This window comes from Enterobacter sp. JMULE2 (genome assembly GCF_013337145.1).
Classification (GTDB): domain Bacteria; phylum Pseudomonadota; class Gammaproteobacteria; order Enterobacterales; family Enterobacteriaceae; genus Enterobacter; species Enterobacter mori.
On the sequence record NZ_SGWD01000013.1, the window covers coordinates 432,749 to 445,975 of the forward strand.

The 13,227-nt window shown below is 56.0% G+C and carries 13 protein-coding genes; 11 read left to right on the top strand and 2 right to left on the bottom strand.

Annotation, left to right across the window (positions count from 1 at the left end; translation table 11 throughout):
* Nucleotides 1-17 precede the first annotated feature (17 nt).
* Nucleotides 18-818, top strand: a complete 801-nt coding sequence (gene yigL / locus EXW94_RS14330; protein ID WP_174340371.1) for a sugar/pyridoxal phosphate phosphatase YigL — start codon at nucleotides 18-20, stop codon at nucleotides 816-818.
* 82 nt (nucleotides 819-900) lie between these two features.
* Nucleotides 901-1,800 (top strand): carboxylate/amino acid/amine transporter, encoded by a 900-nt coding sequence (locus EXW94_RS14335; protein ID WP_174340372.1) that lies wholly within the window; start codon nucleotides 901-903, stop codon nucleotides 1,798-1,800.
* Here EXW94_RS14335 and metR read toward each other — a convergent pair.
* Complete coding sequence (gene metR / locus EXW94_RS14340) at nucleotides 1,688-2,641, bottom strand: HTH-type transcriptional regulator MetR (RefSeq protein WP_010426278.1); 954 nt, start codon at nucleotides 2,639-2,641, stop codon at nucleotides 1,688-1,690. The genes EXW94_RS14335 and metR overlap by 113 nt on opposite strands.
* A 115-nt stretch (nucleotides 2,642-2,756) precedes the next feature.
* Between metR and metE the strand changes: the two genes are divergently transcribed.
* Nucleotides 2,757-5,018 (top strand): 5-methyltetrahydropteroyltriglutamate--homocysteine S-methyltransferase, encoded by a 2,262-nt coding sequence (gene metE, locus EXW94_RS14345; protein ID WP_174340373.1) that lies wholly within the window; start codon nucleotides 2,757-2,759, stop codon nucleotides 5,016-5,018.
* A 48-nt stretch (nucleotides 5,019-5,066) separates the two neighbouring features.
* On the opposite strand, the gene EXW94_RS14350 is transcribed toward metE, so the two are convergent.
* The gene (locus tag EXW94_RS14350) at nucleotides 5,067-5,873 is read right to left on the bottom strand and encodes a dienelactone hydrolase family protein (RefSeq protein WP_120158925.1); all 807 of its coding nucleotides are present in this window, start codon (nucleotides 5,871-5,873) and stop codon (nucleotides 5,067-5,069) included.
* Between the two features lie 256 nt (nucleotides 5,874-6,129).
* On the opposite strand from EXW94_RS14350, the gene udp reads away from it, so the two are divergent.
* The 8 genes from udp to tatC all read left to right on the top strand — a co-directional run bounded on the left by udp (nucleotide 6,130) and on the right by tatC (nucleotide 13,216).
* A complete protein-coding gene (gene udp, locus EXW94_RS14355) occupies nucleotides 6,130-6,891 on the top strand; it encodes a uridine phosphorylase (RefSeq protein WP_003860792.1) in 762 nt (253 codons plus the stop codon).
* 139 nt (nucleotides 6,892-7,030) lie between these two features.
* On the top strand, nucleotides 7,031-8,488 hold the full coding sequence (gene rmuC / locus EXW94_RS14360) for a DNA recombination protein RmuC (RefSeq protein ID WP_174340374.1): 1,458 nt from the start codon (nucleotides 7,031-7,033) through the stop codon (nucleotides 8,486-8,488).
* 66 nt (nucleotides 8,489-8,554) lie between these two features.
* Entirely contained in the window at nucleotides 8,555-9,310 is a 756-nt protein-coding gene (ubiE, locus tag EXW94_RS14365) for a bifunctional demethylmenaquinone methyltransferase/2-methoxy-6-polyprenyl-1,4-benzoquinol methylase UbiE (RefSeq protein ID WP_010426273.1), read from the top strand.
* A gap of 13 nt (nucleotides 9,311-9,323) precedes the next feature.
* Nucleotides 9,324-9,929 carry a ubiquinone biosynthesis protein UbiJ gene (ubiJ, locus tag EXW94_RS14370; RefSeq protein ID WP_042715673.1) on the top strand — a complete coding sequence of 202 codons (606 nt, stop codon included), beginning with the start codon at nucleotides 9,324-9,326 and terminating at the stop codon, nucleotides 9,927-9,929.
* A complete protein-coding gene (gene ubiB / locus EXW94_RS14375; protein WP_089598243.1) occupies nucleotides 9,926-11,566 on the top strand; it encodes a ubiquinone biosynthesis regulatory protein kinase UbiB in 1,641 nt (546 codons plus the stop codon). The genes ubiJ and ubiB overlap by 4 nt, the downstream gene beginning before the upstream one ends.
* 76 nt (nucleotides 11,567-11,642) lie before the next feature.
* Nucleotides 11,643-11,897, top strand: a complete 255-nt coding sequence (gene tatA / locus EXW94_RS14380) for a Sec-independent protein translocase subunit TatA (RefSeq protein WP_010426269.1) — start codon at nucleotides 11,643-11,645, stop codon at nucleotides 11,895-11,897.
* A gap of 3 nt (nucleotides 11,898-11,900) precedes the next feature.
* Entirely contained in the window at nucleotides 11,901-12,443 is a 543-nt protein-coding gene (gene tatB, locus EXW94_RS14385; protein ID WP_042715671.1) for a Sec-independent protein translocase protein TatB, read from the top strand.
* Nucleotides 12,444-12,445: 2 nt separating this feature from the next.
* Nucleotides 12,446-13,216, top strand: a complete 771-nt coding sequence (gene tatC, locus EXW94_RS14390) for a Sec-independent protein translocase subunit TatC (protein ID WP_126546334.1) — start codon at nucleotides 12,446-12,448, stop codon at nucleotides 13,214-13,216.
* Nucleotides 13,217-13,227 lie beyond the last annotated feature (11 nt).

Consider the following 13,227-nt stretch of genomic DNA (forward strand, 5'->3'; position numbering starts at 1 on the left):
AGAGGTTAAATTTCCCTATGTACCAGGTTGTTGCATCTGACTTAGATGGCACGCTGCTTTCCCCCGACCACACCCTCTCGCCTTACGCGAAAGAGACATTAAAACTCCTGACTGCCCGTGGCGTGAACTTCGTGTTTGCCACCGGTCGCCACCACGTGGACGTGGGGCAGATCCGCGATAATCTGGAAATCAAATCGTACATGATCACCTCCAACGGTGCGCGCGTGCACGACACGGATGGTAACCTGATTTTTACCCACAATCTGGACCGCGATATTGCCGCCGATTTGTTCGGCGTGGTGCACAATAACCCGGATATCGTCACCAACGTTTATCGCGATGACGAGTGGTTTATGAACCGCCACCGCCCGGATGAGATGCGCTTTTTCAAGGAGGCCGTATTCCAGTACTCACTGTACGAGCCTGGCCTGCTGGAGCCGGAAGGGATCAGTAAGGTGTTCTTCACCTGCGAAAGCCATGAAGCGCTGCTGCCGCTGGAGCAGGTGATCAACGCTCGCTGGGGCGACCGCGTTAACGTGAGCTTCTCCACGCTGACCTGTCTGGAAGTGATGGCCGGTGGCGTCTCCAAAGGTCATGCGCTGGAAGCGGTGGCTAAACGTCTGGGCTTTGAGCTGAAAGACTGCATCGCGTTTGGCGACGGCATGAACGACGCTGAGATGCTCTCCATGGCGGGCAAAGGCTGCATCATGGAGAACGCGCACCAGCGTCTGAAAGACCTGCACCCGGAGCTGGAAGTGATCGGCACTAACGGCGATAACGCTGTGCCTAAGTACCTGCGCAAACTGTTCCTTGAATAATCTTCATTCGATTATTTATTGTTCAGTTGTCAACTAAAGAGTTCGCTACAATGCCTGTCCTTCTTTCTGAGAGACAAGCATTGTGGCGCTACTCATTATCACCACTATCCTGTGGGCCTTCTCCTTTAGCCTGATTGGCGAATACCTTGCCGGATCGGTCGACAGTTACTTCTCGGTGCTGATGCGCGTGGGGCTGGCGGCGCTGGTGTTCCTGCCGTTTCTGCGCGCGCGCGGACAATCGCTGAAAACGATACTGCTGTATATGCTGGTGGGCGCGATGCAGCTCGGCATCATGTACCTGTTCAGCTTCCGGGCTTACGTTTATCTGTCTGTCTCGGAATTCCTGCTGTTCACCGTGCTCACGCCGCTCTACATCACCCTGATCTACGACCTGCTCAGCAAGCGTCGTCTGCGCTGGGGATATCTTTTAAGTGCGGGGCTGGCGGTGCTTGGGGCGGCGATTATTCGCTATGACAAGGTAAGCGATCACTTCTGGACAGGGCTGATGTTCGTCCAGCTCGCCAATATCAGCTTCGCCATCGGCATGGTGGGATACAAACGGTTGATGGAGACCCGTCCGATGCCACAGCACAACGCGTTCGCCTGGTTCTATATGGGCGCCGCGATTGTCGCGGTAGCGGCGTGGTTTATGCTCGGCAACCCGCAAAAACTGCCGACGACCACCGTGCAGTGGAGCGTTCTGGTCTGGCTGGGCGTGGTGGCTTCCGGGCTGGGATACTTCATGTGGAACTACGGCGCTACGCAGGTAGACGCCGGTACGCTGGGGATCATGAATAACGTGCATGTCCCGGCAGGGCTGCTGGTCAATCTTGCCATCTGGCAGCAACAGCCGCACTGGCCGAGTTTCCTTATTGGGGGAGCGGTGATCCTGGCTTCGCTGTGGGTACATCGCCGTTGGGTCGCTCCGCGCTCCGCACAAACGGAAGATGGTCGCACGCGTGGTTCCGCGCTGAGCGAATAAACGCTTCCGTAATCGGCTGACGCTGCTCGCCATCGCGCACGGCGGCGTACAGCCTGCTCCACAGTCCTTCACCCAGGGTTTTGGTCACCACCAGACCCTGGCGTTCAAAACTCTCCACTACCCAGTGCGGCAATGCCGCGATGCCCATTCTGGCCGCCACCATCTGTATCAACAGCAACGTGTTATCCACGCTTTTCAGCTGTGGGCTAATCCCAGCGGGCTGCAGGAAGTGACGCCAGATATCCAGGCGACTGCGCTGCACGGGATAAATCAGCAGCGTTTCTGTCGCTAAATCTTCCGGCGTGATGCGCGTTTTACTGGCCAGCGGATGGTCCGGGGCCAGCACCAGGCGCACTTCATAATCAAACATCGGCGAATAGTGCAGGCCGCTGCGCGGCAGAATATCTGACGTCATCACCAGATCCAGCTCGCCCTGCTGCAGCGACGGCTGCGGGTCAAAGGTCACGCCGGATGTAAAGTCCATTTCCACCTGCGGCCACTTCTGGCGGAAGTTCTCAAGCGCGGGGGTCAGCCACTGAATACAGCTATGGCACTCAATGGCAATACGCAGTTTGGTTTGCTGCGGCTCGTTACAGGACTGCAGCGCGCTGGCGATCTGCGGCAGTACCTGATTTGCCAGTTGCAGCAGAATTTCACCCTGCGGCGTAAAGCGCAAAGGCTGGCTCTTACGCACAAAAAGACGAAAGCCGAGGCGTTGTTCCAGATCGCTGAACTGGTGAGAAAGGGCAGACTGGGTCTGGTGCAGCGTGGCCGCCGCTGCCGCAAGAGAACCGCAGTTCCGCAACGCTTGTAGCGTTTTCAGGTGTTTAATCTCGATCATGAAAGTCCTTCACTTCGCCATGAACATTTTGCGCTTGAGGAATATACAGTACCTGCCAATTATAGATGTGTAAACATCTGGACGTCTAAATAACAAATTTCACAAGGGGCATAACATGACAATCCGCAATCACACTCTCGGTTTTCCTCGCGTTGGCCTGCGCCGCGAACTGAAAAAAGCGCAAGAAAACTACTGGGCGGGTAGCACCACCCGTGAAGAACTGCTGACGGTGGGACGCGAGCTGCGCGCCCGTCACTGGGAGCAGCAAAAACAGGCGGGCATTGACCTGCTGCCGGTGGGCGATTTCGCCTGGTACGACCATGTTCTGACGACCAGCCTGCTGCTTGGCAACGTGCCGGCTCGTCATCAGAACAAAGATGGATCGGTAGATATCGATACTCTGTTCCGCATCGGCCGTGGCCGTGCACCAACGGGGGAGCCAGCGGCAGCGGCGGAAATGACCAAGTGGTTCAACACCAACTATCACTATATGGTGCCGGAGTTCGTGAAAGGTCAGCAGTTCAGGCTGACCTGGACGCAGCTGCTGGATGAAGTGGACGAAGCGCTGGCGCTGGGTCATCAGGTGAAGCCCGTATTGCTGGGGCCAGTCACCTACCTGTGGCTGGGTAAAGTAAAAGGCGAACAGTTTGACCGCCTCAGCCTGCTGAACGATATTCTGCCGGTCTACAAACAGGTGCTGATTGAGCTGGGCAAGCGCGGCATTCAGTGGGTGCAAATCGACGAACCCGCGCTGGTGCTCGAGCTGCCGCAGGCGTGGCTTGATGCCTTCAAACCGGCGTATGACGCGCTCACCGGGCAAGTGAAGCTGCTGCTCACTACCTATTTCGAAGGCGTGACGCCAAACCTGAAGACCATTACCGCGCTGCCGGTTCAGGGCCTGCACGTTGACCTCGTTCACGGTAAAGACGATGTCGCGGAGCTGCACAAGCGCCTGCCAGCGGACTGGCTGCTTTCTGCCGGGTTGGTTAACGGTCGCAACGTCTGGCGTGCCGATCTGACCGAGAAATATGCACAAATCAAAGACATTGTCGGCAAACGTGAGCTGTGGGTGGCATCCTCTTGCTCGCTGCTGCACAGCCCAATCGATCTCAGCGTGGAGACCCGTCTCGACCCTGAAGTGAAAAGCTGGTTTGCCTTTGCCCTGCAAAAATGCGAAGAGCTGACGCTGCTGCGCGACGCGCTGAACAACGGCGAGACGGCGGCGATTACCGAATGGAGCGCACCGATCCAGGCGCGTCGTCACTCGGCCCGTGTGCACAACCCGGAGGTGGAAAAACGCCTGGCGGCCATCACCGCACAGGACAGCCAGCGCCAGAACCCGTATGAAGTACGCGCCGAAGCGCAGCGTGCCCGTTTCAACCTGCCCGCGTGGCCGACCACCACAATTGGTTCTTTCCCGCAAACCACAGAAATCCGCGGCCTGCGTCTGGACTTCAGGAAGGGCAACCTGGATGCGAACAACTACCGTACCGGTATCGCTGAGCACATTAAGCAGGCAATTATCGAGCAGGAGCGTTTAGGTCTGGACGTGCTGGTGCACGGTGAGGCCGAGCGTAACGACATGGTCGAATACTTCGGTGAGCACCTGGACGGTTTTGTCTTTACCCAGAACGGCTGGGTGCAGAGCTATGGCTCCCGCTGCGTGAAGCCGCCAGTGGTCATCGGCGACGTTAGCCGCCCGGAAGCGATCACCGTGGAGTGGGCGAAGTATGCCCAATCCCTGACCGATAAGCCGGTGAAAGGGATGCTCACCGGTCCGGTAACCATTCTCTGCTGGTCCTTCCCGCGCGAAGACGTGACCCGTGAGACCATCGCGAAGCAAATTGCGCTGGCGCTGCGTGATGAAGTGGCAGATTTGGAAGCCGCAGGCATTGGCATCATCCAGATTGACGAACCGGCGCTGCGTGAAGGTCTGCCGCTGCGTCGCAGCGACTGGGATGCTTACCTGCAGTGGGGCGTGGAAGCGTTCCGCATCAACGCCGCGGTGGCGAAGGACGACACCCAGATCCACACCCACATGTGCTACTGCGAATTTAACGACATCATGGATTCGATTGCCGCGCTGGACGCCGACGTGATCACCATCGAGACCTCGCGTTCAGACATGGAGCTGCTGGAGTCGTTTGAAGAGTTCGACTACCCGAACGAAATCGGGCCGGGCGTGTACGACATTCACTCCCCGAACGTGCCGAGCGTGGAGTGGATCGAAGCCCTGCTGAAAAAAGCCGCCCAGCGGATCCCGGCGGAACGTCTGTGGGTGAACCCGGACTGCGGACTGAAAACCCGCGGCTGGCCGGAGACGCGCGCGGCGCTGGCGAACATGGTGAAGGCGGCGCAGAACTTGCGTCAGGCTTGATGCAGCGTAGGCCCGGTAAGGCGTTGCCGCCACCGGGCTTTTTTGCTTTTATGCTTTTTTCCCGCCGTACTGGCTAAACCACGCCAGCATCCGCTGCCAGCCATCTTTGGCTGATTCTGCGTGATAGCTCGGGCGATAATCGGCATTAAACGCGTGTCCGGCATCCGGGTATACCACAATCTCCGCCTTCGCGTTCGCCGCGCGTAGCGCATGACGCATGGTCTCGACGGTATCAAGCGGAATGCCTGTATCCTGACCACCATAAAGCCCTAGCACCGGTGCATTCAAATCCGTTGCGATATCAACAGGCTGTTTCGGTGAGTTCAGCGTTTTTTCGCCCACCAGTTTGCCATACCAGGCGACGGCCGCTTTCAACTGCGGGTTATGCGCGGCATACAGCCAGCTAATGCGTCCGCCCCAGCAGAAGCCGGTCACCAGCAGACGATGTGCATCGCCCCCGTTGCGCGCGGCCCAGCTGGCAACGTGATCAAGGTCAGCCAGCACCTGGGCATCCGGAACTTTGCTCACCAGATTGTTGAACAATGTAGGGATATCGCTGTAATCGTTCGGATCGCCCTGACGGAAATAGAGCTCTGGCGCAATGGCCAGGTACCCTTCCTGCGCCAGGCGGCGGCAGAGGTCGCGAATATGCTCGTGAACGCCAAAAATTTCCTGAACCACAATCACGATCGGCAGCGGGCCGTCTGCCGATTTTGGCCGCGCGTGATAAGCAGGCATATTCTCCCCCTGCGAGGGGATGGAGGTCTCGCCCGCAGTAATGGCTTCTTCTGAGGTTGAGACGATGGTTGAAGCATGCGGAGCCGCAGCAGGTGCAAAACCGGTTTTTTCAGTCATGGCATTCTCCGTACCAATGAGTTAGCGCAAAGGTAAATATAGTCACCAGGTTAACAACCCACAGTGCCTTATACGGTCTATCTTTTGTGCAGCACCTGTCGATATAACTTGTTAATGTGATGTAAGTCACTATTTAATGGAAATTAACTGCAACCATTTTCATTCATGGTGAGGTGTGTCACGAAAATATGCTTACTGCTTCTGTAAAGTACCGTTTTACTTCTTCTGACTAACCGACCCACAGAGGAGTCACCCTATGTCTAAGTCTGATGTTTTTCATCTCGGCCTCACAAAAAACGATTTACAAGGGGCTACGCTCGCTATCGTCCCTGGCGATCCTGAGCGTGTGGAAAAGATCGCCGCGCTGATGGATAAGCCGGTTAAGCTGGCAGCCCATCGTGAATTCACCACCTGGCGCGCAGAGCTGGATGGCAAAGCGGTGATCGTGTGCTCTACCGGTATCGGTGGCCCGTCTACGTCTATTGCGGTGGAAGAGCTGGCGCAGCTGGGCATTCGTACTTTCCTGCGTATCGGCACCACTGGCGCTATTCAGCCGCACATCAACGTGGGCGACGTGCTGGTCACGACCGCCTCCGTCCGTCTGGACGGTGCAAGCCTGCACTTTGCACCGATGGAATTCCCGGCAGTGGCTGATTTCGAATGCACCACCGCGCTGGTTGAAGCCGCGAAATCCGTGGGCGCGACCACTCACGTGGGCGTCACCGCCTCTTCCGATACCTTCTATCCGGGCCAGGAGCGTTACGACACCTTCTCAGGCCGCGTGGTGAGCCGTTTCAAAGGCTCTATGGAAGAGTGGCAGTCCATGGGCGTGATGAACTACGAAATGGAGTCTGCAACGCTGCTGACCATGTGCGCAAGCCAGGGTCTGCGTGCCGGTATGGTGGCGGGCGTGATCGTCAACCGTACCCAGCAGGAGATCCCGAACGCCGAAACCATGAAGCAGACCGAAAGTCATGCGGTGAAAATCGTGGTGGAAGCGGCTCGTCGGCTCATCTAATCCTCTCTTCAGAGACACAAGGCCGACATGTTCGGCCTTTATTTTTTGCGTAGCGCCTCGCAGGAAAACCCTTTCAAACTGGACGTTTATACAGCACAATTCTATTTTGTGCGGGTAATACGTTGATGCAGGGGGCATTGTGGATATCTCAATCCTGATTTATGCGGTGGTTGCGCTGGTGAGCGTGGCGGTAGGCTGGCTGATTTCCAGCTACCAGCATGCGCAGCAGAAAGCCGAGCAGCTGGCAGAGCGCGAGGAGATCGTCGCCGATCTCAGCGCGGCAAAACAACAGCTTGCTCAAGGCTCGCACTGGCGTGACGAGTGCGAGCTGCTTAATAATGAACTGCGTAACCTGCGCGACATCAACACTTCGCTGGAGGCCGATCTCCGCGAAGTGACCACCCGTCTTGAATCCACCCAACTGCATGCGGAAGACAAAATCCGCCAGATGATCAACAGCGAGCAGCGCCTCAGCGAACAGTTTGAGAACCTCGCCAACCGAATTTTTGAGCACAGCAACCGCCGCGTTGACGAACAGAACCGACAGAGCCTGAATAGCCTGCTGACGCCACTGCGTGAACAGCTGGACGGGTTTCGCCGTCAGGTACAGGACAGCTTTGGTCAGGAGGCGCGCGAGCGGCACACCCTGGCGCATGAAATCCGTAATCTCCAGCAGCTGAATGCCCAGATGGCGCAGGAGGCGGTGAACCTGACGCGCGCGCTCAAAGGCGATAACAAAACGCAAGGAAACTGGGGGGAAGTGGTGCTGACGCGCGTGCTTGAAGCGTCTGGCCTGCGCGAAGGGTATGAATACGAAACCCAGGTCAGCATTGAGAACGATGCCCGCTCGCGTATGCAGCCGGATGTCATTGTACGTCTGCCGCAGGGTAAAGATGTGGTAATTGACGCCAAAATGACGCTGGTGGCCTACGAGCGCTATTTCAACGCGGAAGATGACTACACCCGCGAGTCGGCGCTGCAGGAACACATCGCCTCCGTGCGTAACCATATTCGTCTGCTGGGCAGAAAGGATTATCAGCAGCTGCCGGGCCTGCGCTCGCTGGACTACGTGCTGATGTTTATCCCGGTAGAGCCCGCCTTCCTGCTGGCGCTCGACAGACAGCCCGAACTGATCACCGAAGCGCTGAAAAATAACATTATGCTGGTCAGCCCTACCACGCTGCTGGTGGCCTTGCGGACCATTGCTAATCTGTGGCGTTACGAGCATCAAAGCCGTAACGCGCAACATATTGCCGATCGCGCCAGCAAACTTTACGACAAAATGCGCCTGTTTGTGGACGATATGTCCTCGGTCGGGCAAAGCCTGGATCGTGCGCAGGATAACTACCGGCAGGCGATGAAAAAGCTCTCCTCCGGGCGTGGCAACCTGCTGGCGCAAGCCGAAGCGTTTCGCAGCCTGGGGGTGGAGGTGAAACGCGAGATTAATCCGGAATTGGTTGAACAGGCGACGTCGCAGGACGAAGAGTTCCGCCTGCGTGAAGGCGCGGGTGAACAAAATACACACAGTGAAGACAACGATTTAGCGGCGAATTTATCGCCAGAAGAGCAGCCGACGCGTTTCTTTCGCGGTGGTTGAATCGTAGGGCAAACGCGCCCAATCTGTTACACTTCACGAACATTTTACTGATAAGCAGGCTCTGAGATGGTTGACGATTCACAAGACACGACGCACTTTGGCTTTCAGACTGTTGCCAAAGCGCAGAAAGCTGACATGGTGGCCCACGTATTTCATTCCGTGGCGGCGAAGTACGATGTGATGAATGACTTGATGTCCTTCGGCATTCATCGCTTGTGGAAGCGCTTTACTATTGACTGCAGCGGTGTGCGTCGTGGACAAACAGTTCTCGATCTGGCTGGCGGAACGGGCGATCTGACGGCGAAATTCTCTCGTCTGGTGGGTGAAACCGGTCGCGTCGTGCTGGCTGATATCAACGACTCAATGCTGAAAATGGGACGCGAGAAGCTGCGTAACATCGGCGTTGTGGGTAACGTGGAATATGTGCAGGCAAACGCCGAAGCGCTGCCGTTCCCGGATAACACCTTTGACTGCATCACCATCTCTTTTGGTCTGCGTAACGTCACCGACAAAGACAAAGCGCTGCGCTCCATGTACCGCGTGCTGAAGCCGGGTGGACGTCTGCTGGTGCTTGAATTCTCCAAGCCCATTATTGAGCCGCTGAGCAAAGCCTACGACGCCTACTCCTTCCACGTTCTGCCGCGTATTGGTGAGCTGGTAGCGAACGATGCAGAGAGCTATCGCTACCTGGCCGAATCCATTCGTATGCACCCGGATCAGGATACCCTGAAAGCGATGATGCAGGACGCAGGCTTTGAAAACGTTGAGTATTTCAACATGACGGCGGGTGTCGTCGCGCTACACCGCGGTTACAAGTTCTGAGTGGAGGTGTCCCGTGCCCTTTAAACCCTTAGTCACCGCAGGCATTGAGAATGTACTGAATGCCTTTCTGTATCGCGCTCCGGCGCTGAAGGCTGCACGTCAGCGGCTGAACGGAAAGGTACTGCGTATCGTTTTAAAAGAGTTCTCGACGCCGCTTGTGCTGGTCTTCAGCGAGCGCCAGCTTGACGTTCTGGGTGAATGGGAGGGCGAGGCGGATTGCTCGGTCATCACTCATATGAGCGTGCTGCCAAAACTGCGTGACCGTCAGCAACTGACGGCGCTTATCCGCAGCGGTGAACTCGAAGTTGAAGGCGACATTCAGGTCGTGCAGAACTTCGTGGCGCTCAGCGATCTGGCTGAGTTTGACCCGGCAGAACTGCTTGCGCCTTTTATCGGCGACATCGCCGCCGAAGGGATCGGAAAAGCGATTCATGGCGGTACGGCGTTCCTGCGCAAAAATCTGCAACGGCAGCAGCGCTATGCCGCAGAGGTCATCACCGAAGAGTGGCGCATGGCCCCCGGGCCGCTGGAAGTGGCATGGTTTGCAGAAGAGACCGCTGCTGTTGAACGCGCGGTTGATGCGTTAACCAAACGCCTGGAAAAACTGGAGGGCAAATGACGCCTGGTGAAATTCGGCGCCTCTATTTTATCGTTCGCACCTTTTTGAGCTACGGGCTCGACGAGCTTATCCCCAGAATGCGTATCACGCTGCCGCTTCGTATCTGGCGGCGCACGCTGTTCTGGATGCCAAATCGCCACAAAGATCAGGTTTTAGGCGAACGCTTGCGTCTTGCGCTGCAGGAGCTGGGCCCGGTATGGATCAAGTTTGGGCAGATGCTTTCTACCCGCCGCGATCTCTTCCCACCGCAAATTGCCGATGAACTGGCGATGCTGCAGGATCGCGTTGCGCCGTTCGACGGGGTGAGAGCGAAGAAGCAGATCGAAGAAGCGATGGGCAACATCCCTGTTGAAACCTGGTTTGATGATTTCGACATTCAGCCGCTCGCATCGGCCTCCATTGCCCAGGTACATACGGCTCGCCTGAAAGAAAACGGCAAAGAAGTGGTTATCAAGGTTATTCGTCCGGATATCCTGCCGATCATCAAAGCCGATATGAAGCTGATCTACAGGTTGGCCCGTTGGGTACCGCGTCTGTTACCGGATGGCCGCCGACTGCGCCCGATGGAAGTGGTGCGGGAGTATGAAAAAACGCTGATTGACGAGCTTAACCTGCTGCGTGAATCGGCGAACGCCATTCAGCTGCGTCGTAACTTTGAAGACAGCCCAATGCTGTATGTTCCTGAAGTCTATTCTGACTATTGCAGCCAGAACATGATGGTCATGGAGCGTATATACGGTATTCCGGTCTCGGATGTTGTTGCGCTGGAAAAGCAGGGCACCAACATGAAGCTGCTGGCCGAGCGTGGTGTGCAGGTCTTCTTTACCCAGGTCTTCCGCGACAGCTTTTTCCATGCGGACATGCACCCGGGCAACATCTTCGTGAGCTACGAACACCCGGAGGATCCGAAGTACATCGGGATCGACTGTGGCATTGTTGGCTCGCTGAACAAAGAAGATAAGCGCTATCTCGCAGAGAACTTCATCGCGTTCTTCAACCGCGACTACCGCAAGGTGGCCGAGCTGCACGTGGATTCTGGCTGGGTTCCACCAGACACCAATGTCGAAGAGTTTGAGTTTGCGATCCGCACGGTATGCGAACCGATTTTCGAAAAACCGCTGTCGGAGATCTCCTTCGGTCACGTTTTGCTGAACCTGTTCAATACCGCGCGTCGCTTCAATATGGAAGTGCAGCCACAATTAGTTTTACTTCAGAAAACATTACTTTACGTTGAAGGCGTAGGTCGCCAGCTCTATCCTCAGTTAGACTTATGGAAAACGGCGAAACCTTTCCTTGAATCCTGGATCAAAGATCAGGTTGGCATTCCAGCGCTGGTTCGCTCCCTTAAGGAGAAAGGCCCGTTCTGGATTGAAAAAATGCCTGAAATTCCTGAACTGGTTTACGACAGTTTGCGTCAGAGCAAGAACCTTCAGCACAGCATGGATAAAATCGCGCACGAGCTTCAGTCCAGCCGCGTGCGCCAGGGACAGTCACGCTACCTCTTTGGCATTGGCGCGACGTTGCTGCTGAGCGGTACGCTGCTGCTCATCAATCGCCCTGACTGGGAGATGATGCCCGCCTGGCTCATGGCTGGCGGCGTTGTTGTCTGGCTCGCTGGCTGGAGAAAAACGCGCTGATTTTGCGTCGCTATCACCAGGTTGCATACGTATAATGCAACCTGACTCATTAAGCATCTATCACTGAGGATTACGTATGGGTGGTATCAGTATCTGGCAATTGTTAATCATTGCCGTCATCGTCGTACTGCTGTTTGGTACGAAGAAACTCGGTTCTATCGGTTCCGACCTTGGTGCATCTATCAAAGGCTTTAAGAAGGCCATGGGTGATGATGAAAGTAAGCAGGATAAAACCAGCCAGGACGCTGACTTTACTGCTAAATCCATCGCTGATAAGCAAGATGAAGCCAAAAAGGAAGACGCTAAACGCCACGATAAAGAGCAGGTGTAATTCGTGTTCGACATTGGTTTTAGTGAGCTGCTGCTGGTCTTTGTGATTGGTTTGATTGTGCTGGGGCCGCAGCGTCTTCCTGTTGCGGTCAAAACCGTGGTGGGTTGGGTGCGTGCGCTTCGCTCGCTGGCAACCACCGTGCAAAACGAGCTGGCGCAGGAGCTTAAGCTCCAGGAATTTCAGGACAGCCTGAAAAAAGTTGAGAAGGCGAGCATGGAAAACCTGACGCCCGAGCTGAAAGCATCAATGGATGAGTTGCGCGAAGCGGCTGAATCTATGAAGCGTTCATACAGCATCAACGATCCTGAAAAGGCGAGTGATGAAGCTAACACCATCCATAACCCGGTGGTGAAGGGCAGCGAAGAGCAGCGTGAGGGCGTAACGCCGTCCAGCGCGGAGCATCAGGCTGCCGCACCAGAACAGACGCCGCAGGAACCTGAAGTGAAAAAACAGGCGCAGTCGGTCGAGCCAGTGTTAAAAGCGGCTGAAGCAAAGCCTGCTGCGTCCGTTTCCGAATCATCCCCTTCCTCGAGTGATAAAGCGTAAACATGGCAGTAGATGATACTCAACCGCTCATTACGCACCTCATTGAGCTGCGCAAGCGCCTGTTAAACTGCATTATTGCGGTTCTCCTTATATTCCTGTGCCTGGTCTATTTTGCCAACGATATCTATCAGGTGGTCTCTGCACCGCTGATTAAACAGATGCCGCTGGGCGCGACGATGATCGCCACGGACGTGGCTTCACCGTTTTTCACCCCGATCAAGCTGACCTTCTGGGTATCCTTGATTGCGTCTGCGCCGGTTATTTTGTACCAGGTCTGGGCCTTCGTCGCGCCGGCGCTGTACAAGCACGAGCGTAAACTGGTGATCCCTCTGCTGGTCTCCAGCTCGCTGCTGTTCTATATCGGCATGGCGTTCGCCTATTTCGTTGTCTTCCCTCTGGCCTTTGGCTTCCTGACGCATACCGCGCCGGAAGGGGTTCAGGTGTCGACAGACATCGCCAGCTATCTCAGCTTCGTCATGGCGCTGTTTATGGCGTTTGGTGTGGCGTTCGAAGTACCGGTGGCGATTGTCCTGCTGTGCTGGATGGGCGTGACAACGCCTGACGATCTCCGCAAGAAGCGTCCGTATATCCTCGTAGGCGCATTTGTGGTGGGCATGCTGCTGACGCCACCGGATGTCTTCTCGCAAACCTTACTGGCGATACCGATGTATTGTTTGTTTGAGGTCGGCGTGTTCTTCTCGCGCTTCTATGTGGGCAAACGACGTCCGCAGGAAGATGAAGAAGACGGGTCTGAAAAGACCACTGAAGAATAACACCAGCCGCC

Coding starts and splice junctions, on each gene's coding strand:
- yigL (WP_174340371.1), top strand. CDS start 18: ATGTACCAGGTTGTTGCATCTGACTTAGATGGCACGCTGCTTTCCCCC.
- metR (WP_010426278.1), bottom strand. CDS start 2,641: ATGATCGAGATTAAACACCTGAAAACGCTACAAGCGTTGCGGAACTGC.
- metE (WP_174340373.1), top strand. CDS start 2,757: ATGACAATCCGCAATCACACTCTCGGTTTTCCTCGCGTTGGCCTGCGC.
- EXW94_RS14350 (WP_120158925.1), bottom strand. CDS start 5,873: ATGACTGAAAAAACCGGTTTTGCACCTGCTGCGGCTCCGCATGCTTCA.
- udp (WP_003860792.1), top strand. CDS start 6,130: ATGTCTAAGTCTGATGTTTTTCATCTCGGCCTCACAAAAAACGATTTA.
- ubiE (WP_010426273.1), top strand. CDS start 8,555: ATGGTTGACGATTCACAAGACACGACGCACTTTGGCTTTCAGACTGTT.
- ubiB (WP_089598243.1), top strand. CDS start 9,926: ATGACGCCTGGTGAAATTCGGCGCCTCTATTTTATCGTTCGCACCTTT.
- tatA (WP_010426269.1), top strand. CDS start 11,643: ATGGGTGGTATCAGTATCTGGCAATTGTTAATCATTGCCGTCATCGTC.
- tatC (WP_126546334.1), top strand. CDS start 12,446: ATGGCAGTAGATGATACTCAACCGCTCATTACGCACCTCATTGAGCTG.